32 protein-coding genes and 1 pseudogene are annotated in these 22,113 nt (G+C 56.8%); 25 read left to right on the forward strand and 8 right to left on the reverse strand.

Translation table 11 applies throughout. From position 1 onward, the window contains the following. The first annotated feature begins 1 nt into the window (after position 1). The 23 genes and pseudogenes from rpsQ to rplQ all read left to right on the forward strand — a co-directional run bounded on the left by rpsQ (position 2) and on the right by rplQ (position 12,623). Entirely contained in the window at positions 2 to 346 is a 345-nt protein-coding gene (gene rpsQ, locus RBB76_RS14445; RefSeq protein ID WP_179636960.1) for a 30S ribosomal protein S17, read from the forward strand. A gap of 78 nt (positions 347 to 424) precedes the next feature. Next, on the forward strand, positions 425 to 796 hold the full coding sequence (rplN, locus tag RBB76_RS14450; protein WP_158790617.1) for a 50S ribosomal protein L14: 372 nt from the start codon (positions 425 to 427) through the stop codon (positions 794 to 796). 63 nt (positions 797 to 859) lie between these two features. Next, positions 860 to 1,189 carry a 50S ribosomal protein L24 gene (gene rplX / locus RBB76_RS14455; RefSeq protein ID WP_260736988.1) on the forward strand — a complete coding sequence of 110 codons (330 nt, stop codon included), beginning with the start codon at positions 860 to 862 and terminating at the stop codon, positions 1,187 to 1,189. 112 nt (positions 1,190 to 1,301) lie between these two features. Beyond that, a complete protein-coding gene (gene rplE / locus RBB76_RS14460) occupies positions 1,302 to 1,850 on the forward strand; it encodes a 50S ribosomal protein L5 (protein ID WP_429630251.1) in 549 nt (182 codons plus the stop codon). Between the two features lie 61 nt (positions 1,851 to 1,911). After that, positions 1,912 to 2,097, forward strand: coding sequence for a type Z 30S ribosomal protein S14 (locus RBB76_RS14465; RefSeq protein ID WP_020715220.1), 186 nt, complete (start codon positions 1,912 to 1,914; stop codon positions 2,095 to 2,097). A gap of 162 nt (positions 2,098 to 2,259) precedes the next feature. Further along, positions 2,260 to 2,658, forward strand: a complete 399-nt coding sequence (rpsH, locus tag RBB76_RS14470; protein ID WP_183975624.1) for a 30S ribosomal protein S8 — start codon at positions 2,260 to 2,262, stop codon at positions 2,656 to 2,658. A gap of 113 nt (positions 2,659 to 2,771) precedes the next feature. Further along, positions 2,772 to 3,317, forward strand: a complete 546-nt coding sequence (gene rplF / locus RBB76_RS14475) for a 50S ribosomal protein L6 (protein WP_429630248.1) — start codon at positions 2,772 to 2,774, stop codon at positions 3,315 to 3,317. Between the two features lie 117 nt (positions 3,318 to 3,434). Then, positions 3,435 to 3,800 (forward strand): 50S ribosomal protein L18, encoded by a 366-nt coding sequence (gene rplR / locus RBB76_RS14480; RefSeq protein WP_179636966.1) that lies wholly within the window; start codon positions 3,435 to 3,437, stop codon positions 3,798 to 3,800. A 50-nt stretch (positions 3,801 to 3,850) separates the two neighbouring features. Then, entirely contained in the window at positions 3,851 to 4,357 is a 507-nt protein-coding gene (rpsE, locus tag RBB76_RS14485; protein WP_218884479.1) for a 30S ribosomal protein S5, read from the forward strand. A gap of 40 nt (positions 4,358 to 4,397) precedes the next feature. Next, entirely contained in the window at positions 4,398 to 4,592 is a 195-nt protein-coding gene (gene rpmD, locus RBB76_RS14490; RefSeq protein ID WP_158943424.1) for a 50S ribosomal protein L30, read from the forward strand. A gap of 99 nt (positions 4,593 to 4,691) precedes the next feature. After that, positions 4,692 to 5,153, forward strand: coding sequence for a 50S ribosomal protein L15 (rplO, locus tag RBB76_RS14495; RefSeq protein WP_429630245.1), 462 nt, complete (start codon positions 4,692 to 4,694; stop codon positions 5,151 to 5,153). A gap of 92 nt (positions 5,154 to 5,245) precedes the next feature. Then, positions 5,246 to 6,655, forward strand: coding sequence for a preprotein translocase subunit SecY (gene secY / locus RBB76_RS14500; RefSeq protein ID WP_183975629.1), 1,410 nt, complete (start codon positions 5,246 to 5,248; stop codon positions 6,653 to 6,655). Positions 6,656 to 6,667: 12 nt separating this feature from the next. Next, positions 6,668 to 7,393 (forward strand): adenylate kinase, encoded by a 726-nt coding sequence (locus tag RBB76_RS14505; RefSeq protein ID WP_429630243.1) that lies wholly within the window; start codon positions 6,668 to 6,670, stop codon positions 7,391 to 7,393. A 20-nt stretch (positions 7,394 to 7,413) separates the two neighbouring features. Continuing rightward, a complete protein-coding gene (map, locus tag RBB76_RS14510; RefSeq protein WP_429630241.1) occupies positions 7,414 to 8,163 on the forward strand; it encodes a type I methionyl aminopeptidase in 750 nt (249 codons plus the stop codon). Between the two features lie 146 nt (positions 8,164 to 8,309). Beyond that, positions 8,310 to 8,528 (forward strand): translation initiation factor IF-1, encoded by a 219-nt coding sequence (gene infA / locus RBB76_RS14515; RefSeq protein WP_013581270.1) that lies wholly within the window; start codon positions 8,310 to 8,312, stop codon positions 8,526 to 8,528. 179 nt (positions 8,529 to 8,707) lie between these two features. Further along, entirely contained in the window at positions 8,708 to 8,821 is a 114-nt protein-coding gene (gene rpmJ / locus RBB76_RS14520) for a 50S ribosomal protein L36 (RefSeq protein ID WP_158790629.1), read from the forward strand. Positions 8,822 to 8,972: 151 nt separating this feature from the next. After that, entirely contained in the window at positions 8,973 to 9,353 is a 381-nt protein-coding gene (gene rpsM, locus RBB76_RS14525; protein ID WP_353066053.1) for a 30S ribosomal protein S13, read from the forward strand. Between the two features lie 3 nt (positions 9,354 to 9,356). After that, positions 9,357 to 9,779: a 30S ribosomal protein S11 gene (gene rpsK, locus RBB76_RS14530; RefSeq protein WP_183975633.1), complete on the forward strand. Its 423-nt coding sequence runs from the start codon at positions 9,357 to 9,359 to the stop codon at positions 9,777 to 9,779. A gap of 15 nt (positions 9,780 to 9,794) precedes the next feature. Beyond that, positions 9,795 to 9,890, forward strand: a pseudogene (locus RBB76_RS14535) (DUF1272 domain-containing protein); the annotation flags it as partial. Positions 9,891 to 9,900: 10 nt separating this feature from the next. After that, positions 9,901 to 10,032 carry a hypothetical protein gene (locus RBB76_RS14540; protein WP_429630335.1) on the forward strand — a complete coding sequence of 44 codons (132 nt, stop codon included), beginning with the start codon at positions 9,901 to 9,903 and terminating at the stop codon, positions 10,030 to 10,032. A gap of 2 nt (positions 10,033 to 10,034) precedes the next feature. Beyond that, positions 10,035 to 10,667: a 30S ribosomal protein S4 gene (rpsD, locus tag RBB76_RS14545; RefSeq protein WP_179585608.1), complete on the forward strand. Its 633-nt coding sequence runs from the start codon at positions 10,035 to 10,037 to the stop codon at positions 10,665 to 10,667. Between the two features lie 188 nt (positions 10,668 to 10,855). Continuing rightward, complete coding sequence (locus RBB76_RS14550) at positions 10,856 to 11,959, forward strand: DNA-directed RNA polymerase subunit alpha (protein WP_183815702.1); 1,104 nt, start codon at positions 10,856 to 10,858, stop codon at positions 11,957 to 11,959. A gap of 184 nt (positions 11,960 to 12,143) precedes the next feature. After that, on the forward strand, positions 12,144 to 12,623 hold the full coding sequence (gene rplQ, locus RBB76_RS14555; protein WP_020715205.1) for a 50S ribosomal protein L17: 480 nt from the start codon (positions 12,144 to 12,146) through the stop codon (positions 12,621 to 12,623). Between the two features lie 71 nt (positions 12,624 to 12,694). On the opposite strand, the gene RBB76_RS14560 is transcribed toward rplQ, so the two are convergent. Next, positions 12,695 to 14,143 (reverse strand): diguanylate cyclase, encoded by a 1,449-nt coding sequence (locus RBB76_RS14560; RefSeq protein WP_429630236.1) that lies wholly within the window; start codon positions 14,141 to 14,143, stop codon positions 12,695 to 12,697. A gap of 214 nt (positions 14,144 to 14,357) precedes the next feature. On the opposite strand from RBB76_RS14560, the gene RBB76_RS14565 reads away from it, so the two are divergent. Both RBB76_RS14565 and RBB76_RS14570 read left to right on the forward strand, forming a co-directional pair. After that, the gene (locus RBB76_RS14565) at positions 14,358 to 14,789 is read left to right on the forward strand and encodes a hypothetical protein (RefSeq protein WP_429630234.1); all 432 of its coding nucleotides are present in this window, start codon (positions 14,358 to 14,360) and stop codon (positions 14,787 to 14,789) included. Positions 14,790 to 14,808: 19 nt separating this feature from the next. After that, the gene (locus RBB76_RS14570; RefSeq protein ID WP_429630232.1) at positions 14,809 to 16,014 is read left to right on the forward strand and encodes a lactonase family protein; all 1,206 of its coding nucleotides are present in this window, start codon (positions 14,809 to 14,811) and stop codon (positions 16,012 to 16,014) included. On the opposite strand, the gene RBB76_RS14575 is transcribed toward RBB76_RS14570, so the two are convergent. The 7 genes from RBB76_RS14575 to RBB76_RS14605 form a co-directional block, all read right to left on the reverse strand. Further along, positions 16,011 to 17,087 (reverse strand): NAD(P)-dependent alcohol dehydrogenase, encoded by a 1,077-nt coding sequence (locus RBB76_RS14575; RefSeq protein WP_429630230.1) that lies wholly within the window; start codon positions 17,085 to 17,087, stop codon positions 16,011 to 16,013. The genes RBB76_RS14570 and RBB76_RS14575 overlap by 4 nt on opposite strands. A gap of 83 nt (positions 17,088 to 17,170) precedes the next feature. Continuing rightward, on the reverse strand, positions 17,171 to 17,710 hold the full coding sequence (locus RBB76_RS14580; RefSeq protein WP_429630228.1) for an adenine phosphoribosyltransferase: 540 nt from the start codon (positions 17,708 to 17,710) through the stop codon (positions 17,171 to 17,173). 6 nt (positions 17,711 to 17,716) lie between these two features. Then, positions 17,717 to 17,998: an acylphosphatase gene (locus RBB76_RS14585; protein WP_429630226.1), complete on the reverse strand. Its 282-nt coding sequence runs from the start codon at positions 17,996 to 17,998 to the stop codon at positions 17,717 to 17,719. A gap of 101 nt (positions 17,999 to 18,099) precedes the next feature. After that, entirely contained in the window at positions 18,100 to 18,657 is a 558-nt protein-coding gene (efp, locus tag RBB76_RS14590) for an elongation factor P (protein ID WP_353066072.1), read from the reverse strand. 147 nt (positions 18,658 to 18,804) lie between these two features. Then, a complete protein-coding gene (locus RBB76_RS14595; RefSeq protein WP_429630224.1) occupies positions 18,805 to 19,740 on the reverse strand; it encodes a nuclease in 936 nt (311 codons plus the stop codon). An 8-nt stretch (positions 19,741 to 19,748) separates the two neighbouring features. Beyond that, positions 19,749 to 20,336, reverse strand: a complete 588-nt coding sequence (locus tag RBB76_RS14600; protein WP_429630333.1) for an anthranilate synthase component II — start codon at positions 20,334 to 20,336, stop codon at positions 19,749 to 19,751. A gap of 75 nt (positions 20,337 to 20,411) precedes the next feature. After that, on the reverse strand, positions 20,412 to 22,028 hold the full coding sequence (locus tag RBB76_RS14605; RefSeq protein WP_429630222.1) for an AsmA family protein: 1,617 nt from the start codon (positions 22,026 to 22,028) through the stop codon (positions 20,412 to 20,414). Between the last annotated feature and the right edge of the window lie 85 nt (positions 22,029 to 22,113).

Raw genomic sequence — 22,113 nt, forward strand, 5'->3', positions numbered from 1 at the left:
CATGGCAGATACAACCAACACCGCAGCCGCAACTCCCGAAGCTCAGACCTCGCGTCGCAATGAGAAGGTAGGTCTGGTCGTCTCGACCAAGATGCAGAAGACGATCGTCGTCGAGATCGAGATGCGCAAGGCGCACCCCAAGTACAAGCGCGTGATGAAGTCGAACAAGAAGTTCTACGCGCATGATGAGCAGAACTCCGCACGCGTCGGCGACGTTGTTCGCATCCGCGAGGCGCGTCCTCTGTCGAAGCTGAAGCGCTGGTCGCTTGAGGAGATAGTTCGCCGCTCGTCGCTCGCGCTGGCGGAAGAGAAGTCCGCGGCTGCTGTCGCTGCCGAAGCCAAGTAGCTTTTAGCGTTTATCAAGTTCAAGCCTGGGGCATGAGCCCCGGCCGTGTCACCGCAGTAGATTGCCAGGAGAAGAACGATGTCAGTACAAATGAGAACAATGCTTGACGTAGCCGATAACTCCGGCGCGCGCAAGTTGCAGGTAATCCTGCCCCTCGGTGGTGGTCTCGGCAAGAAGGCAGGCCTCGGCGACGTCGTCACCGCAGCTGTCAAGGAAGCCTCTCCCGATGGCACCGTCAAAAAGGGAAAGGTCGTCAAGGCTGTGATCGTCCGTACGCGCAAGGAGTATCGTCGCCGCGACGGAACGTACATCCGTTTCGACCAGAACGCCGCTGTCGTCATCAATGATGCCAACGAGCCAGTCGGAACCCGCGTGTTTGGACCTGTGGCCCGCGAGCTTCGCGAGAAGAAGTTCCTCAAGATTGTCTCGCTCGCACCCGAAGTCATCTAGCAAACGTTTTTATAACGGAGTCCGGCTCCGTGGTTTCACGATTGTCGAGGAAAAGAGAGAATTATGGCAGGCATCAAGATCAAGCGGAATGACAAAGTCGAAGTAATCGCAGGCAAGGACAAGGGTAAGCAGGGCCGGGTTCTTCGTGTCATCGCTGAAAAGAATCGCGTCCTGGTTGAGGGCGTCATGATGGTGAAGAAGCACGTGAAGCCGAACCCCCAGCGGAATATCAAGGGCGGTATCGCGGAGCAGGAGTCCACCATTCACGTCTCGAACGTGATGCTGTTAGATGGCGATGGGAAGAAGACCCGCATCGGTTCGCGTTTTGAGGGTGACACGAAGGTTCGTTTCTCAAAGACCAGCGGCGCAACGATTGCTGAGAAGAAGAAGTAAACAAGTTTGTTCATGTAGCAGAAGTTCAAATCCTGGTTCAACGGTTCACCCCACGCATCGGTACACGGGCTAAAACCCAACCCGGAAATCGTGGAGAAAGCGAAGAAAAATCATGGCAACACGTCTGAAGCAGAAGTACGAGAGCGAGATCAAGCAGGCGTTGGGCAAAGAGCTCAACATCACCAACGCTATGGCGATCCCGAAGCTCGAGAAGATTGTCATCAACATGGGCCTCGGCGAAGCCACCCAGAACGTCAAGATCATGGATCCCCTGGTGGCCGATCTTGCCGCCATCGCCGGCCAGAAGCCTGTGACCACCAAGGCCAAGAAGTCCATCGCCGCCTTCAAGGTGCGCGAGGGCATGCCGATTGGTGCGATGGTCACCCTGCGCGGCGACACGATGTACGAGTTTCTTGACCGCCTCATCTCGATCGCTCTTCCCCGCGTTCGCGACTTCCGTGGCGTTTCGTCGAAGAGCTTTGACGGCCGTGGCAACTACACTCTTGGTCTGCGCGATCAGCTGATCTTCGCTGAGATCGACTACGCCAAGGTCGACAAATTGAAGGGTATGAACGTCACCATCGTCACGACGGCGAAGGATGACAACGGTGCCCGCGCCCTGCTGAAGAGCTTTGGTATGCCCTTCCGCGTAGGAGCATAGTTCACGAAGCCAGGCCCACGGGCCTCGAACAGATTTGCACTAAAGATAGAGAGCAAAACACATGGCAACTACAGCAAAGCGCGTCAAAGACGCAAGGAAACCGAAGTTCAAGTCTCGCCAGCACAACCGCTGCCAGCTCTGCGGTCGTCCTCGCGCGTTCCTTCGCAAGTTCGGCGTATGCCGTCTCTGCTTCCGTTCGCTCGCCCTCAAGGGAGAAATTCCGGGCGTTGTGAAGTCGAGCTGGTAGAATAAAAGAATTCGTGTGCGGCCTAAGTCGCGCACCTACTCCAGAGACCTCATCAGGGCGCGAGCTTATGGTGCAGAAGTCTGGACGTATTACCCGAAACAGACATTCCCGCTGGTTCTTGCGAGAGACACTCGTGAGCGAACGGGGGATGAAGGAGAATGAATGAACCTCACCGATCCAGTAGCAGACTTTTTGACCCGCATCCGTAACTCCATCCGTGCGCGTCACCAGAAGCTCGACGTCCCCGCATCCAAGCTCAAGGCCGAGATTGCCCGCATCCTCAAAGAGGAAGGCTACATCGCGAACTACAAGCCGACCGAAGAGAATGGTATGAAAGTTCTCCGCGTTTACTTGAAGTATGGACCGAACAATGAGGCTGTCATCCGCGATCTGCAGCGTGTGTCCCGTCCTGGTTGCCGAGTATACCTCGGCCGTGACGAGATCCGCCGCGTTCAGGGTGGGCTTGGTATCTCGATCATGACCACTCCCAAGGGTGTCATGACCGGTCGCCAGGCGCGTCGCGAAGGTGTTGGCGGCGAGATCCTCTGCGAAGTCTGGTAGTTCGGAAGTAGCTCTCGTTGTCTTCGATGACGAGACAGAAAGTTTTATCGGCTGCAGTGGAACGATCGGCATGGAATGCTATCGCGACTCGCAAGCCACTAAAGGGATTCGTTATGTCACGTATTGGTAAGAAGCCGATCGCTCTACCTGCCGGCGTCAAGTACACTGTGAGCGAGAACGGCAGCACAGTCCTGGTCGAAGGCCCCAAGGGCAAGGTTAGCGCGATGCTGCCTGGCGGCATCACCCTCGTCCAGAAAGACGGTCATTTGCTCACCGAGCGTCAGACCGACAAGCAGGCTGCGTTTCATGGCCTCGCTCGCGCGCTGGTCTTCAACGCTGTCACCGGCGTCACCACTGGCTGGACCAAGGATATTGACATCGTCGGTATCGGATACCGTGCGGAGTTGAAGGGTAAGAACATGGTGGTCTTCACCTTGGGCTACTCTCACCCCATCGAGTTTCCCCTGCCTACCGGCATCTCGGTTGAGATCGACCCCAAGCAAACTCACCTCACCGTCTCTGGTATCGACCGGCAGAAGGTTGGTCAGGTTGCTGCTGACATGCGCTCGCTCCGCAAGCCTGATCCTTACAAGAACAAGGGCGTTCGCTACACCGGCGAGAAGTTGAAGAAGAAGGTCGGTAAGACCGGAGCGAAGTAATCTGCGCTGCGTGAGGAGTGAGCCAATTGATTCACTCCTCATGCAGCCCTCAACATTGGATTCAACAACCGAACGTCCTCAGCACTCTGAGTACGCTATTAGGAAGGAAAGTCAATCATGATCAATCCACGTCAGCGTAATGTGATCCGTCAGCGTGTTCACACCCGCATTCGCGAGAAGATGTCCGGTACCGCCGAGCGTCCGCGCCTCAACGTTTATCGCTCGCTCAACCATATCTACACGCAGCTCATCGACGATCTCAACGGAGTTACCATCGCCTCTGCTTCTTCCATGGGTAAGAAGACCGAAGAGAAGAAGTACGGTGGCAACATCGCCGCGGCTGCTGAAGTCGGCAAGTTGATCGCCGAGCGCGCCAAAGAGAAGGGCATCAAGAAGATTGTGTTCGATCGCGGCGGCTATCTCTATCACGGCCGTGTGAAGGCTCTCGCCGATGCTGCCCGTGAAGCGGGTCTCGATTTCTAAGGTTCCCACGGCGCGCCTCGATTGGCCGCCAGAAAGCTGGATAAGACATTATGGCAATGAAGAAAAAAATCGATGCGAACCGCCTCAACCTGAAGGACGAGGTCGTCTCGATCAACCGCGTCACCAAGGTCGTTAAGGGCGGTAAGAATATGTCCTTCGCTGCGCTGGTCGTCATCGGCGATCCGGCGGAAGGCGTGGTCGGCTACGGCTCGGGTAAGGCCAAGGAAGTTCCCCAGGCTATCCGCAAGGGGATCGAGTCGGCCAAGAAGAATCTGCACAAGGTCAATCTAACCGAGAGCACGATCCCTCACCAGGTTCTGGGCCACTTCGGCGCCGGACAGGTGATGCTGAAGCCAGCTCCTGAAGGTACGGGCGTCATCGCCGGTAAGACGGTTCGCGCTGTGATGACCGCTGCTGGCGTGCAAAACGTGCTGACCAAGAGCCTCGGCTCGGCGAACCCACACAACGTCATCAAGGCTACGTTCGACGCTCTTATCCAGCTTCGCAACAAGGCTGAAGTCGCCGCCCTGCGCGGTAAGGCAGTGGAAGAGCTCTAAGCTCTTGCCTCTGCTCCAACAGGATTCAAGGAGCTCTCTCATGGCAGACACCAACGCAATCGCCAAAATCAAGCTGCAGTACTTCCGTTCCAAGATCTGCACCCCGGTCAAGCACAAGCTCGTCATCAAGGGCCTCGGCTTTACCCGTTTGAACCAGATCGTTGAGCGCGAAGATACACCATCCATTCGTGGAATGGTCGCAAAGGTTCCCCATCTGGTCCGCGTCGTCGACTAATCGTCGATCCGGCACAACCGTACCAAACCCGTCAGGGCAAATTCATATGCGAGTCGGCGAAGAGCAGAAGCTGCTTCGTCGGCGTTAAGCGAGGAAACAATGGCAATTCGTAATCTCTCCAATCTCCGCGCCCCCAAGAAGGCGAATGAAAACAAGAAGCGTGTCGGCCGCGGTATGGGTTCGGGCATGGGTAAGACCTCGACCCGTGGACACAAGGGTCAGGGCTCCCGCTCGGGTTCATCGCTGATGCGTGGTTTTGAAGGCGGCCAGATGCCGCTTCACCGCCGTCTGCCGAAGCGCGGCTTCACCAACATCTTCCGCGTTGAGTACCAGGTCCTTGGCCTCGATCGCGTCGCCGAGATTGTAGCCGCCGAGAATGTCACCGAGTTCACCCTCGACAAGATCATCGAGCTTGGTCTTCTCCGCAAGAAGGGCGCTTTGATCAAAGTGTTGAATAACGGCGAGATCAAGACTGCCGTCACGGTTCACGCCCACAAGTTTTCGAAGACCGCGCAGGAAGCGATCGAAAAGGCCGGCGGTAAGGCCATCCTCATCGGCTAAGTAGCATTTAGAATGATTGGCAGGCGAGGGCGTGCGCCCTCGCATCGCCGTTTCACCAGATCACCAGTTTTACCCCGAGGTTCCTGCACCCGATGTTCGAGAAAATCGCAAACATCTTCAAAATTCCCGATCTCCGCAAGCGTGTGCTCTTCACGCTTGGCATGCTGGCCGTATACCGCCTCGGCTCGCATATTCCTACCCCCGGTATCAACGCCGATATGCTCGCGCAGTTCTTCAATCAGAACTCCGGATCGGCACTCGGTCTCGTCGATCTCTTCTCGGGTGGAAACCTCCGGAAGCTCACAGTCTTTGCCCTCGGGATTATGCCGTACATTACGGCTTCGATCATCTTCCAGTTGCTCACAGTTATTTATGAGCCGCTTGCGAAGCTGCAGAAGGAAGGCGAACTCGGCCGCCGCAAGATTACGCAATGGACACGCTATGTAACCGTTCTGCTTGGCATCGTTCAGTCGTTTGCGATTGCTCTGACACTGACTAACACGAGTACCGGTCAGTCGATGGTTACAATCTCCCGCGCGGCATTCATTCCTCTTTGCGTCATCACGCTCACCTCAGGTACTGCCTTCATCATGTGGCTGGGCGAGCAGATCACCGAGCGCGGCATCGGCAACGGTATGAGCTTGCTAATCTTCGCCGGTATCGTTGTGGGCCTGCCGAAGGGCATCGAGAATCTATATGAGAAGGTTCGCGACAACGCATGGGGAGCGCTAACACCGATCGCGGTTGTTCTCCTGGTTGTCGGCATGATTGCGGTAGTAGCCTTCATCGTTTTTGTGGAGCGTTCCGAGCGTCGTATCCCAGTCCAGTACGCGAAGCGTATCGTTGGCCGCAAGATGATGGGTGGCCAGTCCACCCACCTTCCGCTCAAAGTGAACTCTGGCGGCGTGATGCCGGTCATCTTTGCGAGCTCGATTCTGTCAGCTCCCCTGCTCTTCTCGGGCGCTCACATCTTCGGCTATTCGCTGCAGGACTCTTCCTTCTTTGGTCCGATCCTGCGCGCTCTAGCACCCGGTGAGCCGTGGTACGAGTTACTGCAGATGGTTGCGATCATCTTCTTCGCTTACTTCTACATCTCGATCGTGTTCCGTCCGGACGACATCGCCGATAACATGCGCAAGTATGGCGGCTTTATTCCAGGCATTCGTCCCGGCAAGCGCACCGCCGATTTCATCAACGATGTGCTGACCCGCATTACCCTCGTCGGCGCGCTCTATCTGATCATCATCACGATTATTCCGCAGCTTCTGATCAGCGGAATTCACTTCAATCACATCTGGCTTATCGGCTCGGTCTTCGACCGCCTGCCAACCTGGATGACCAACGGTCTTGGCGTCAACTTCTACTTCGGCGGTACCAGTCTGCTGATCGTTGTCGGCGTGGCCATGGATACTGTTCAGCAGATCGAATCGCAGCTCATCATGCGTCACTATGACGGCTTCACTCCCAAGAGTGGCCGCATCCGTGGCCGCAAGAGCTGGTAGGAAGTTATCGCATTGACGACAAGTATCGCATCTGAGCCCGAGACGGCCCCGGCAGACAAGAACTTCCTGCCTGGGCCGGTACTCCTTTTAGGCGCGCCCGGCGTGGGCAAAGGAACGCAGGCGAAGGCTTTGATGGCTGCCTATGGCATCCCTCAAGTCTCGACTGGAGATATTCTTCGGGCCAACATCACTAAAGGGACGGAGCTAGGCAAAGCTGCCAAGGCACTCGTAGATCAAGGCATACTTGTTTCCGATGACCTTGTGAACCAGATGGTCGCAGACAGACTGAAACAGCCTGACACGCACCGTGGCTTTATTCTCGATGGCTTTCCGCGAACCCTGAATCAAGCAAACTGGCTTGATGCGCAGCTGTCCACGAATATCAATACTCTACCGGTGGTCGCGATCAGCATCGTCGTCGAGTACGAGCAGTTGCTTCATCGCATCACTGGGCGCAGAATTTCGCCTGCGGGCCGCATCTACAACATCTACTCGAATCCTCCGAAGGTCTCGGGCATCTGTGATGTTGATGGCTCGGCTCTCATCCAGCGTCCAGACGACTCTGAAGCTGTCTTCACGGAGCGCATGAAGACCTTCGAAGCGCAGACGGCGCCGGTGGTGGAGCACTATCGCAAGCAGGGGCGCTTCGAGATCGTGGATGGGGATCGTCCAGTGGAAGAGGTCACCGCAGGAATCAAATCCGCGCTTACCCGCCTTCGCAAAGCGTCAAACCAGTAGCACCCGAGACGAACTGCACTATGGCTATCATGATCAAAACGGCGCAGGAGATCGAGAAGATGCGGATCTCCGGTAAAGCTCTTCGCCAGGTCCACAACGCGATTGCGCCTCACGTCGTCCCCGGCGCTTCGACGATGGATCTCGAGGAGATTGCCGTCAAGAAGATCGCAGAGCTGGGCGCGATTGCGGCGTTCAAGGGATATCACGGCTTTCCGGCCGCACTGTGCACCTCGGTCAATAACGAAGTGGTTCACGGCATGCCGAATGCCAAGCGAATTCTCTCTGAAGGCGACATTCTTTCGATCGACTGCGGGGTCATTATCGACGGCTACTACTCCGACGCCGCTGTGACCTATCCTGTCGGCAAGGTCAGCGCAGAGACGACGAAGCTTCTCGAAGTGACGAAAGCCTCGCTCGAAAAGGCCATTGAGAAGTGTCAGGTAGGCGGACGCCTCGGCGATATCTCCGCCGCCGTCCAGGAACTCTGTGAAGCAGAAGGTTTTGGCGTTGTCCGGGAGTTTGTCGGGCATGGGATTGGGCGCGCTATGCATGAAGATCCGCAGGTTCCGAACTTTGGCGCCGCCGGCAAAGGGCCCCGTTTGAAAGCTGGCATGGTGCTCGCGATTGAACCGATGATTAACGCCGGTGGGCCGGAAGTACGCGTTTTGAAGGATGGCTGGACGGCGGTTACCATTGATGGCAGTTATAGCGCCCACTTTGAGCACACGGTCGCCATCACGAAAGATGGCCCCCAAGTGCTAACCCGCTAGGAAAATAGACCCGTTTTGGGGTACTATAAGAGATGCGGTGTGCGCAAGTGTGTCGCACGGTAACTCTGGTTGAGGAAAACGCTCAACTTATAGAAGAAGTTGTGGAGATATAAGGGGTTAGCCTCTTCACCTCCAAAGGAGATCGTTTGTCGAAGGAAGATGCAATTGAAGTGATGGCGGTGGTTGTCGAAACCCTGCCGAATGCGATGTTCAAGGTCGAGCTTGAGAACAAGCACCAGGCCCTTGCACACGTCTCCGGACGTATGCGCAAAAACTTCATCCGCATCCTCCCCGGCGACCGCGTCGCGATTGAGCTCAGTCCGTACGATCTCAACCGCGGCCGCATTGTCTACCGCTACAAGTAGACAACGGCTACGGGAGCCCATCCCGTCTCCATCAATGGGTTGCTCAAGCGCATTTGCACTTGGGATAAGTCAGGGCTTCGGCTCTGGCATTCAGGTCGTCTGTCAAAAGGGAATTTAATTCCTCGAGACGCGTCCTCTCGTTTGTCGGGTTTTACGTTGCATAAAAGAAGGGAATCACAATGAAGGTTCGTGCCTCAGTAAAGAAGATGTGTGACAAGTGCAAGGTCATTCACCGCCGCGGCGTGGTGCGTGTCATCTGCGAGAACGCGAAGCACAAGCAGCGTCAGGGCTAAGACCGTAAAGGTCTTTGCAACACCCAGCATTACCGGCCCCGTCGGGCTAGTTAGCCGAAGTCAAGGCTTGCGTTGAACCCGACGGACTCGCCGCAAACAAACAACCCCGCACTCGTGGCGAAGCTACGAAGCTCAACCGAAAAGGAACCCCATGGCACGTATTGCTGGAGTCGATGTCCCTAATAACAAACAGGCGCGCATCGGTCTCACCTACATCTTTGGAATCGGCGACTCTCGCGCCGCCAAGATCCTCGCGAAGGCGGATGTCGATCCGTTCGCGAAGGTCGGCACGCTCGACGAAGACGCGCTGAACCGCATCCGTCAGGTTATCGAAGCTGAGGGCCAGATCGAAGGCGATCTCCGCAAGGACATCTCGCTCAACATCAAGCGCCTCATCGAAATTCAGTCCTACCGTGGCCTCCGCCATCGCCGCAGCCTTCCTGTCCGTGGCCAGCGCACCCACACCAACGCTCGCACCCGCAAAGGCCCACGCAAGGGAACCGTTGCCGGTAAGAAGAAAGCGACGAAATAAGACATGGCGAAGACTCAGAATACGAAGGGCGCAGCAAAGCCCGGCAAGAATAAGAAGTTCAAGAAGCGCGAGCGGAAGAACGTTCCATTTGGTCTCGTCTTTATTCAGGCTTCGTTCAACAACACGATTGTCACCATTACCGACCAGATCGGCAACACGCTGAGCTGGAAGTCGTCCGGTTCGCTTGGCTTCCGCGGCTCCCGTAAGGGAACCCCGTTTGCCGCGCAGCAGGCCGCCGTCGGTGCAGCCAACGCAGCCCGCGACCACGGTGTTCGTTCGGTCGATGTGCGCGTCTCGGGTCCCGGCTCCGGCCGCGAGTCCGCGATCCGCGCTCTCGCCACCACCGGCATCGAGGTGCGCAGCATCCGCGACGTTACGCCGATGCCGCACAACGGTTGCCGTCCGCCGAAGCGCCGCCGCGTCTGATCTGTGGCACTTCTGATGAAGTCCGAATGCGAGCGCTGCAATGCAGCTCTCAATGCAGACGGAATAGCCTTCATCTGCAGTTATGAGTGCAGCTTCTGTGCAACATGCGCTCAGGTTATGAATGCAATCTGTCCCAACTGCGGCGGTGAGCTTGTTCTCAGGCCCCGCCGCAGGCAAGACGTTACAACAACTGGATCGTGAAGAAGCGCTGCCCGCGCGTAAAGCGATCGTCACCCGAAGTCAGGAGTTATAAAAATGGCACGTTATACCGGACCCGTCTGCCGCCTTTGCCGCCGCGACGGCACCAAGCTCTTCCTCAAGGGAACCAAGTGCTTCTCTGAAAAATGCCCCGTTGAGAAGCGTAACTTTCCCCCAGGCCAGCACGGCCAGTCCCGCAAGGTCAAGAAGGTTGTCGGCTACGGTCTGCAGCTCCGCGAAAAGCAGAAGGCCAAGCGCATCTACTTCACCCTTGAGACTCAGTTCCGCGCTTACTACCAGAAGGCTTCGAACAAAACCGGCGTCACCGGCGAACTTCTGCTCCAGCAGCTTGAGACCCGTCTCGACAACGTAGCCTACCGTCTTGGTTTCGCGATGAGCCGCCGCCAGGCCCGTCAGGTTGTCCGTCACGGTCACCTTCAGGTCAACGGCCGCAAGGTCAACATTCCCTCCTTCCAGGTGAAGGTTGGCGATGAGATCGCGATCCGCGAGGGTTCGAAGGCTCTGGTCATGCTCGAAGAGGCGAAGAACTTTGCCGCCGGTCAGAACCAGGTTCAGTGGCTCGACATCAATCGCGACAATCTCTCCGGCAAGGTCATCGCTCTGCCGAAGCGCGAGGACGTCAACCTGCCCGTCAACGAGCAGCTGATCGTCGAACTGTACTCGAAATAAAGTCACCCTTAACTTTCGCTTTGGATCAAAGTCCAGACCTAAGTGGCTTCTTTCGAGGACTTTGACACACTTTATCCGGGGTGGGGATCACACCTCACTCCGGCGTTGTAACCACAACCTAACTCGTAACAGAAACACCCCGCCATCTCGCAGAATGCATCGCGAATGAGCCGGAAAAGGAGAAACACATGCTTTGGAGAGGTTTTCAAAAGCCCAAGCGTCTCGCAGTCGACACCGAAACTCTAACCGAAAAATACGGCAAGTTTTCCGCGCAGCCCTTTGAGCGTGGATTCGGTACCACCATTGGCAACGCGCTTCGCCGCACCCTTCTGTCCTCGATCGAAGGCGCTGCCGTCACCGCCGTTCGCATCGAAGGTGTCCTGCACGAATTCCAGTCCATCACCGGCGTTGTCGAAGATGCGACCGACATCATCCTGAACCTCAAGCAGATTCCGTTCAAGCTTGCCGGCGAAGGCCCCAAGGCTCTCTACCTCCGCGCCGATCAGGCTGGCGTCATCACCTCCGGCATGATCGAAGCTGATGGCGACGTCGAGATCCTCGACAAGAACGTCTACATCTGCACCGTCTCCGAAGGCGGCAAGATCGACATGGAGATGCGCCTCAAGCGCGGCCGTGGCTACATCTCGGCGGATAAGAACTTCGACGGCGACCTCGGCCTCGGCTTCATCCCGGTGGACTCGGTTCACTCGCCAGTCCGCAAGGTCAACTACCTCGTCGAGGCAGCTCGTCTCGGTCAGATCACCGACTACGACAAGCTCACGATTGAGATCTGGACCAACGGCACCGTGCTCCCCGCAGACGCTCTCGGACTTTCCGCGAAGCTGCTGAAGGATCACATGACCATCTTCATCAACTTTGAAGAGGAGATGGAAGCTGGTCACGACGGTCTGCACGATGGTCCGGCCCTGCGCAACGAGAACCTCAACCGCTCGGTCGAAGAGCTTGAGCTCTCCGTCCGCAGCTACAACTGCCTCAAGAACGCCAACATCGCCACCATCGGCGAGCTCATTCAGAAGACCGAAGCCGAGATGCTGAAGACCAAGAACTTCGGCCGCAAGTCCCTGAATGAGATCAAAGAGATTCTCGCGCAGATGGGCCTGTCCCTCGGGATGAAGATCGACGAGAACGGCAACCCGCAGCCCGGACCCACCTCCGTTCTGCCCGCAGCCACACTCGCCGCCAGCTTCGGCAACTTTGATGACGATGATGACGAAGATGAAGATGAGGACGAAGACCTCGACCTCGTCGGCAGCGAACCAGAGAACTTCTAACCAGTGCTGCGGCGGTAGATTCGTTCTGCCGCCGCAGTCTCTAGTTGAAAACGCAGCGTAAGTTGCGTAGCAACAGGCCTCACGATTGACTTGAGGTCGCTTCACCCGCGCAAGGCTTAGGCCGAACGCACACATTCTAAGCAGTACCGACTCACGGCCAATGCCGAGTCGAAGGAGATCATCGATGCGTCACCGTAATGCAGGATACAAACTAGGCCGCAATACCAGCCATCGCCGCGCCATGCTGCGCAACCTCGTCACCTCCGTCATCCTGATGGACCGCGTCGAGACCACCATCACCAAGTGCAAGGCCACTCGTCCTCTCATTGAGAAGATGATCACCCTCGGCAAGCGCGGCACCGTTCACGCTCGTCGTCAGGCAGCTGCTTACCTGATGACGCCCGAGTCGGTCGACCGTCTCTTTGCGACCGTGGCTCCGCGCTACGCTGCACGCCAGGGTGGCTACCTCCGCATCACTCGCCTCGGAGCCCGTAAGGGTGACGCCGCCGAGATGGCTTACATCGAACTCCTCGGTGCCGAGCATGAGCTCAACGAAAAAGCGCAGAAGCGCGCAGAAGCCCGCACCAAGAAGCGCGAAGAGCTTGCCAAGCAGATGGAAGAGCGCGGCGAAGGCGAAGCCGGCGATCCGAACGCAGAAGCATAAAGTTAGCGAAATCAAAGCAGAGAGGCGCACCTTCTGGGTGCGCCTCTCTGCTTTCGCAATGCTAGAAGAAGCTAACCGCTGTGTACCATGACACGGTTTTTCCCGGCGCGCTTTGCAGCGTAAAGAGCCTCGTCAGCGAGCTCGACTAACTGAAATCCGTTCTCGAGCGACTCGTTCATTGAAGCCATTCCTACGCTAATGGTGAGCAGTTCATTATCCCAGTCCTCAGTCGCGACCCGCTGCATGACGCGCCGTGCGAGTCCCATGGCGCTCTCTTCGCCGCTCTCCGGCAGCAGAACCACAAACTCCTCGCCGCCATACCGTGCAGGCAAGTCGGGTAGCCGCACCGTCGTTCGCAGGATCATGCCAAGGCGACGCAGGACTTCATCGCCGGCTGCGTGGCCCCATCTGTCGTTGATCGTTTTGAAGTTGTCGACGTCGATCAACAACACCGAAAGCTCTCGCTTTCTCCGCCGTGCTAACGAGAACTCCATCACCAGGCGCTCTTCAAAGGATCTGCGGTTACGCAATCCGGTCAGTTCGTCGGTAACGGCGAGCTTCCGCAGCTGATCATTGGCATCTTCGAGTTCGCGGTGGTAACGTTCCAGCTCCGCGTGATGAGCTACCTCTTCCGATACATCCACCGCTACTCCGGCCAGCAATACGTTTCCTGCAGAATCATGACAAGGAAACTTGAAAGATCGCAACGAACTGATCGAGCCGTCTGAGTTTCGGATATGCTCCTCGGTCTCGACCATCTTTCCGCCCGCCATGACCTCGAGGTCGTGAGTTCGCATTGATTTTGTGAGTTTTCTCGACCAGAGCTGCTCGTCGGTGCGTCCCAGCCACGCGTATTCGCTTACGCCAAACCTCTGAGCGAAGCTGCGGTTGTAAAACAGCAATCGCCCAGCGGCGTCCTTGATATAGCTTAGGAACGGGCTCGCGTTCATGAACGCGCGAAAGAGTTCTTCACTTGCCTTCAGTCCCGCGCTCGCTCTTTCTTTCTCCGCGAGCGCTTGTTCCAGAGCTTTGCGCTGCACTACTGCTTCCAGACGAAGACTGATCTGCCGCCCCAGAATCTCGAGCGCTTCCATCTGGTCTTCGCTCAGGATCCGGGGAGCCATATCAACTACACAGAAGGTTCCCATCGGCTCATCGTCTGAGTTATACAATCCGACTCCGGCGAAGAAACGGATCGCTGGATCCCACATCACCAAAGGATTGCTCGAAAACCGCGGATCCGTCAGCGCGTCGTTCACCATGAAGAGGCCATTCTGCCGGACTGCATGCGCGCAGAAGGCTACCTCTCGTGGTGTCTCACCCATCTTCAGATCGTCAGACGCACGAAACCATTGGTGCCGCTCATCGAGCAGCGTCACCAGGCCAATTGGAGTTCCGCAGAGGCAGGCAGCAAGTCGTACAAGTTCGCCACATTCAAGCTCTGGCTGGGAGTCCAACAAATCACGTGTCCAGATCGCCCTTAAACTAGCGGCTTCAGCTTCTGTTCGACGCAGGGTCATCTATCACCGTAAAATCAAAAATAAGGATAGCTTTGGTGACTTGCATACGCCAGAAGCAATTTCAAGTGCTTACGAAAGTAACCCAGCATGTTATTCCCATTGTGGGAATAGACGGTAAAGATAATCGATTTATCTAGAGGTCGGACCGGAAATTTTCTCGTTTTGGGCCCTTACCTTGCTGATACCTTCCCCCTGCACTACTCTAGAGACAATCATGTATGAAGACTTCAAAGTAACCGACCGCTGGACCGGCGAAGACCTTCACTGCGTTTGGAAGGGGACTATGGTGGCTATCGCGACGCGGCATGCCGACGCCACCGACATCCGCTTCGCCGTCAACGACAGACCCGTCTGGATCTCTATGCCTAACCTGGCGTGGGTCGAACAGAAGCGTCGTACCGGCTACGTCATTACGGATTATCTCGCGGCTCAGGTCGCCGGGCGGTATCTGCAGCACGCCGTCAAGTCCGGTTACGACAACGGCCGGGAGATGTACACCATGACGGTCGATGAGGTTCTCGAACACGCCAGCGCCGTCGTAAAAGAAGCTGGCCGCACCGATAATCTTCCCAGCCTTCCTGTCATCAACCCGGATATTCGGGCCGAAGACGAGATGGGCATTCATCTTCCAGGCGAACCAGCATAACCTCCCAGGGGTTTGGTCCATGTTCTCGCGCCGCCGATTTCTTGTCCTGTTTCCTGCCTTTGCGGCGTCCGCACGTGCTTTTGCGGCGTGGCCTACACGCAAGAAGAAAGCCGCGCCGATCCCGGTTTATGTCTTCTTCGGAACCGACACGACCAAGGGGGTGTCCAAAGGCATCTACCGGTCAACATTTGATTCAACCCATGGCCAGCTAAGTCCGCCAGAGCTGGCTGCCACCACAGCTCGGCCGTCCTTTCTTGCGTTAGCGCCTCCGGGTTCAGGCCACAGCTCGCTCTATGCGGTCAATGCGATCAACGATCCCGCCGCAACCGTTACGACCTTTGCGCTGGAACCGAAAACCTGCAACCTTCGTCAGATCGGCCAGGTTCCCTCTGGCGGTGCCGGGCCGGCTTATGTCTCGGTAGACTCGACCGGCCATGCTGCGTTTGTGGCTAACTACACCGGTTCCTCTATCTCTTCTTATCGAATTCAGGCCGACGGCACGCTGAGTCAGCCGGTAGAACGCCTCGATTTTAAGGATCGTCAAAAGTTTGGAGAACCTGGACCGAACTCTGCGCGCCAGCAGGATCCGCATCCCCACTGCGCCACCATCTCACCGGATGACCGCTTCCTCCTGGTCTGCGATTTAGGCACAGACCATATCGCAGTTTTTTACATTCATCCGGAGACTGGCACACTCTCCGATCCACATCTGTTCACCAATGAGCGTCCGGGTTCAGGACCTCGCCATGTCGTCTTCCACCCTAACGGCCGGTGGGTCTACTGCATCAATGAGATGGACTCCAGCATCGATCGCTGCCTCTGGACTGCGACGCGCTTCAGCAATACGCCGCAAGGCCTTCTGGTTAATTCCACGTTCTCGATCAAGACCATCGCGCCGGAATTTCCCGCAGACAAGAACACGGCCGCCGAACTTGCCGTCTCTCCTGACGGCAATTTTCTCTACGCCAGCAACCGCGGGGAGAACACACTAGTTGTTTTCTCGATCAGCACGAAGAATGGTGACCTTACACTTGTGCAGCGGATCTCCTGTGGCGGCAAGACTCCTCGGCACTTCACCCTGGATCCGACAGCGCAGTGGATCATCTGCGGGAACCAGGACTCCGCAAGCGTGACGGTCTTTCGTCGTGATTCCGCAACCGGGATGCTCTCTGGCCCGGTGCAGACCCTCTCCCTGGACTCGCCTCTGTTCACTCTCTTTGCCTAGGAGTAAACAGAGGCGTGGCGTTCCGTTAGCTCTTCGGCGAACGTCGCCATATCGATCACGAATCGGTACTTCACATCCGATTTCAGCACCCGTTCATAGGCTTCATTCAGCTTGTCGACTGAGGTCAGTTCAATGTCGGAGACGATGTTGTGCTCGGCGCAGTAGTCCAGCATCTCCTGGGTTTGATTCATGCCGCCGATGCCTGATCCAGCGAGAGAGCGCCGATTGGCCACTACAGAGAATGGAGCGACTGACAACGGGGTTTCGGGAAGGCCAACGAGACAGAGTGTTCCGTTCAACCGCAAGAGATTCAGGTACTGATTGACGTCGTGCGGCGCTGAGACGCAGTCGAGGATGAAGTCGAAGCTGCCCGTATGCTTGGCCAAGGCGGCAGCATCTTTCGTCACGACTACCTCGTCGGCACCCAGTTTCTTCGCGTCTTCGATTTTGTTTTCGGAGGTGGTGAATTGGACTACGTGCGCGCCAAACGAATGAGCGAACTTGAGACCCATGTGACCAAGGCCGCCCAGGCCAACGACGCCGACCTTGCTGTTCTTTCCCACCTTCCAATGGCGCAGCGGCGAGTAGGTTGTAATCCCTGCGCAGAGCAGAGGAGCTACTGCAGCAAGGTTAAGCTTTGGAGAGACTTTATGGACGTAGTACTCGTGCACGACGATGTTGTTGGAGTATCCACCGTAAGTAACCTGGCCTGAGTAGTCGCGTTTGTTGTAGGTTTCGACCGCACCCTTCAGGCAGTACTGCTGCTCGTCCGCCTTGCAGTTCTCGCATTCGCGGCAGGAGTCGACGATCACTCCGACAGCAGCAAGGTCGCCCACCTTGAACTTTTTCACGCCACTACCGACAGCCGTAACATGTCCGACGATCTCGTGTCCTGGCACCATTGGATAGATGGACCCGCCCCACTCATCCCGCGCCTGGTGAATGTCCGAGTGGCAGACGCCGGAGTAGGCAATCTCGACGACAACATCACTCACGCCGGGCTCGCAGCGTTCAAAGTTGAAAGGAACTAGTGGCGACTTCTTATCGTGTACGGCATACCCACGTGATTTCATTGTCGACTCCTCTATAGTCCGAACTGAAAAACTAGCTCTTCTCGAAGACGCTAGCGGTTGATCTGACGATCGCTAATTCAGGATTACTCGTCGTAGTGCAACAGGCTCAGTACGTCATACTGTTGGAATTTATCGCGGCCCTTCAGGAAGTCGAGCTCAATCGCAAAGCCAAGCCCTGCGATCTCACCGCCCAACTGTCGTACGAGCTCAACTGTTGCCTGCATTGTGCCGCCAGTTGCCAGAAGATCGTCCACGATGACGACGCGCTCTCCCGGCTGGATCGCATCCAGATGAATCTCCAGGGCGTCAGTGCCATATTCGAGATCGTAGGTGACGCGGGCGGTCGGGGCAGGCAGCTTCTTCGGCTTGCGAACGGGCACGAAGCCGGCGTTCAGTCGATAGGCCAGTGCTGGTCCGAAGATAAATCCGCGCGCCTCGATTCCCAACACAAGATCGATCTCCTTTCCGATGTAGTACTGCGCGAAGGCGTCGATCAGTGTGGCGAAGCCTGCCTTATCTTTCAGCACGGTCGTAATATCGTAGAAAAGAATCCCAGGCTTCGGAAAATCGGGCACAGTGCGGATCAGGGTCTTCAGTGGTTCGCAGTTAATCGGTAGTGTCATCAGTCCTTACCAGGCTCCTTCAATCTCAAATGGTCCGAGCTGCGCGCCTTCGCTCTCGACCAGTTCCTGTTCTTCTACGGCATCGACGCGGCTGCCGCGCGAACCCTTCCGCAGCGCATCCTTCAACGCGGCAAGCTCTTCAGGTTTACCCGTCGCGACGATCTCGACGTGACCCTGATCTGTGTTTCGGACCCATCCCCGCAGTCCGAGTTCCGCCGCCTCCTGGTGGACGAACCAACGAAATCCGACTCCCTGCACGCGACCTTTTACGAGGTAATGGCACACCATGGAGCCTCCAGTGTCGCAGAGCAGATACCCCCACGCAAGGCGCAGGAGGCGAAAGAAAAGGCGGAGCCAGTGACTCCGCCTTTTCTAGAGAGAGGTTCTTGTTACGCCCTGCTCATGTAAGCGCCTTCTGCAGTGTCCACGCGAATCTTTTCGCCTTCGTTAATGAAGGGGGGCACCTGCACCACCAGGCCTGTTTCGAGCTTCGCAGGTTTGGTCACCGACGACGCGGTCGCCGACTTGATGCCAGGCTCAGTCTCCATCACGGTCATCTCGACTACGCCCGGAAGCTCAATGCCGACAGCCTTGCCGTCATGGAAGCTCACGTTGATCGACAGATTGGGCAGCAGATAGTCAACGGCATCGCCCAGCGTGTCGCGCTTCAGCATCGTCTGCTCGAATTTGTCATCCATGAAGTAATACTCATCGCCGTCGTTGTACAAAAACTCCATCTTCACTTCGTCAACGATGACGCGATCAATCGGGTCCGGCGAGCGAAAACGCTCGACGAACATTGCGCCGGTGCGTACGTTGCGAAGTTTGGCTTGGATGAAGGCCCGAAGATTGCCGGGCGTGCGGTGCTCCACCGAGAAAACGAGGTGAAGATCGTCCTTGAACTTGATAATCATGCCCGGGCGCATCTGCGTTGCGGGAATCGACATAAAAGAAAACCCCTGATCTGTGCTGAATTCAGCTGTACTGAAATTTTTGGTGTGGGCATCGGCGGTAGCTGCCAGCAAGCCTACAACCTTTTAATTGTAGCGCAGCGAGCTTGCTTTCCGCTCTGTCAGACCGCGAATGCCGGGCGATCAACTCCCAAAGAGTTTTCGGAAGAATCGTCCAATTGCGTGTCCAAAACCATGACGAGGAGGGGTTGCGGCTGGAGCGCTGGCCGCTGTCGGGCTTTGAGGGGCAGTTGCCGTCGCGGTCGTTGTCGCGCTCTTTGCCTCGGGAGTAGCCGGCGGCTCCGTGGTGCTATCCGGACTGTCGCCGGAGTTCAGTGTCGCGGAAACCTGCTCGTGCAATGCACCGGCGGGCGCCTCGGGGACCGGTGCCGGAGCCAACCCCGCGCTTATGGCGGCTGGAAAAGGGTGCAGTTCCGCCGCAGTCTTCGCATCACCCGCAGTGCCGGGGTTCAGCAGCGCATCGGCAACTGTCATCGCAGGCTCGGGAGGACACCCGCACGAGGAGCTTTCGTGATCGACAACCTCTTTGAGGCTGCCATGTTCGAACAGCACATGCTGCCCCGCCTTCAGTTCGTACGACGACTCACCGAACTGGTCCGCAATGTTGAGTACGGGCGCCTGGGCTCCACGGTTTTCAACACAAGTGTCGCCATTCTTCGTTACCCGGAGTTGAAGATCGAGAGGCCCGTCTCCGCGCATCGTAAACCGCAGGTCTGGCGTCATCACCATATCCCGCGTTGTTGCTGCCATTTGTATTTCGATAGCCCCCCGATCGAGCGCCAGCATTAGCGGAGGAGCCCCAGCGGCACCTTGTCCCGAGGTCAGATGGAGCCCACTCGTGGCGCATACGCGCACCGTTCCACCACGTTTCAACTCGATCTCAGCGGTGTGGTCTCTCGCCGTCACGGTCGTATTGCCCACCAGGATCGCGCGCCCGTTGTTTATCTCAAGCGCTCCAGCGATGTTGGCGTTCTGCACACCCACCGTGCCAATCGGCTGCTGCGCCCACACAAATCCACACCCGATTGTGAACACAAGAATCAGCCGACGCACCATCATTGCCCACCCTACATCTTCAGGAAGTTTTGAATGATTTGTTTGCCGTGTATGGTCAGCACGCTCTCCGGGTGAAACTGCACGCCTTCGATTGGAAGCTCGCGGTGACGGAGCGCCATGATCGTCTCTCCATCAGCGGTCCGCGCCGAGACCTCCAACTCATCTGGTAGTCCTTCGTCGGTCACGATCAGCGAGTGGTACCGCGTGCAGGTCATCGCAGACGGAATGCCGTTGAAGATGGTCTTTCCGTCGTGCTCGACCTCACTGGTCTTGCCGTGCATCAGCTTGGGCGCGCGCACAACATTGCCGCCAAACGCCGCGCCGATCGCCTGATGCCCCAGGCAAACGCCGAGAATCGGTACCCTGGGTCCGCCAGCCACTGCCAAGGAAGCGAAGTGTTTGATCAACTCTATGCTGATGCCTGCATCCTGCGGGGTACAAGGCCCCGGCGAGATCAAGATCCTCTCCGGTCGCAACGCCTCAACCTCCTTTGGCGTCAGCTCATCGTTGCGCCGAATCACCATCTCGGCGCCAAGCTCACCCATGTACTGCACCAGGTTGTAAGTAAACGAATCGTAGTTATCCAGAACGAAGACCATAGCAATCTTTAATTCTACGCCCGAGGCAGTGGGCAATTGTCGAATTCGACGCTTTGTAGGGTTAGCTTGAGCAAACTATTGCTTCTTGCCAAAAAGTTTCGAGAGTTTCTTCTTAAGCGTTGCGGCATTGCCCTTCACCAGGCCGTTCACGTCCGCGGTGATGACGGGGTCTTCTGCTGTACCAGTGATGCTGATGGGGATACCAGTGGCAGTCGAAGGTTTGGCTGCGTCAGATGTGCTGTTCAGCTTTGTGAGGAGATTTACCCCGACCTTATTTAGACCTTTCGCGCTCGTAACCTTTGATATCAAGTGGAAGTTGAGTTGACCAGAGGGTGACACCGTGCCGCTACCGGTAGACTCACCAAGCGCAGGCAGGACCGAAAAAATCTCCGTGCTCTCGCTGCCTGATTTGGTGATACGCACATTGGCCCGGGAGATATCGATGGCAGTGGTATCGCCAGTTTTGATGCCACCCAAAGCGGCGATACCAGCGATCTTGGAGCCCAGGTCATAGCCCACCAACTTTGTATCTTTGATTTCATAGGAGCCAACGATCACGTTATCTGTTGGCGAGCCCTTGATGGTGAAGTCGGCGGACAATGTTCCGCCCTTGAGGGTGGCACCGTTGGGGAGCTTTACGCCGACTGCGGGCATGAGGGCTTGCAGGTCGTCGATGGGGACACTTTGAGCGAGCAGCTTGAGGTCGAAGACTGGAACGTTTGCGGTGAGTTGATAGTTGCCCTTGATGTGAATTGCAATGGCGCCGGTCTGGAAGACGAGATCGGAGACCTGGCCGCTGTTGCTCTTGAGGGAGTGGACTACCTGATAGCTGAGATCAAGAGGGTATGGGGCGGCCTTGCCTCCCTTGAGGAGGATGAGCCGCTCAGCGTGGACCTTGCCGTCGCTGGTGACATTTGTGCCGTCGGAGACAACGTGCGCGTCGAGACCACCGATCATGGAGATCCCGGTCGCTTGTTCGACGTAACCGGCGGTGACAGGGTCGAGATGCTGAATTTTGATCTGTGTGTCGAAGTTGGTGAAGGCGGCGTCTTGAGGATTGATAGGCCCGACGGTTCCGGAGACTTCTACCTTACCGTCGGCGGGCAGCGAGGCACTCACCGTAAAGGGGAAGGCCTGGGTTAATGAGAAGTGCTCCAACATGACGTCTAGATGGTCGTAGACCTGGGGATTTTTCTGCAAAGGCAACGTTTCTACCTTGGCGTTGCCGTCTTTGATGGTGATCTGATCGACCGGGAGATCTGGCAAAGCGGTCGGTCGCGTAGTGTTCAGAGAGTCTGTGCCGTGGCTGAGGGTGGAGAAGTTCCAGGTTCCATCCTCAGCGCGGATCAGATGGATTTGGGGAGCATCGACCTCGAAACTTCGAATTTGCAGCTCGTGGTGTAAGATCAGCGGCTTCATCTGAACGCCGATGTGCAGTCGTTTCGCGGTGAAGAACGAAGTCTGACCGAACTTAGGATCTTCAGCTATGGCGAGATCGTTCGCGTCCAGTCTGCCCTTCGTGAGGGAGAGGCTTAGATCGCCCAGGGTGACCTTACGGGAGAGGGCTGCGCTGAGCCGCTTCTCGATCGTAGGACGAAACGTGTTGGCGTTCACGAAGAGGGGGATGGCCGCCGCTACTACTATTGGCAGTGCTATAGCTGTAGCTAGAACGATCTTGACCGACTTCTTCATGAATCCTCCGTAGTGCAAAGCCCCACCCAATTGTCACTGACTTTCCTCGCCTGAAGGGTTTGATGGGAAGGAAAAGGTTAGAGAC

It is taken from the genome of Tunturiibacter psychrotolerans, from assembly GCF_051013365.1.
GTDB classification, from domain to species: Bacteria; Acidobacteriota; Terriglobia; order Terriglobales; family Acidobacteriaceae; genus Edaphobacter; species Edaphobacter psychrotolerans_A.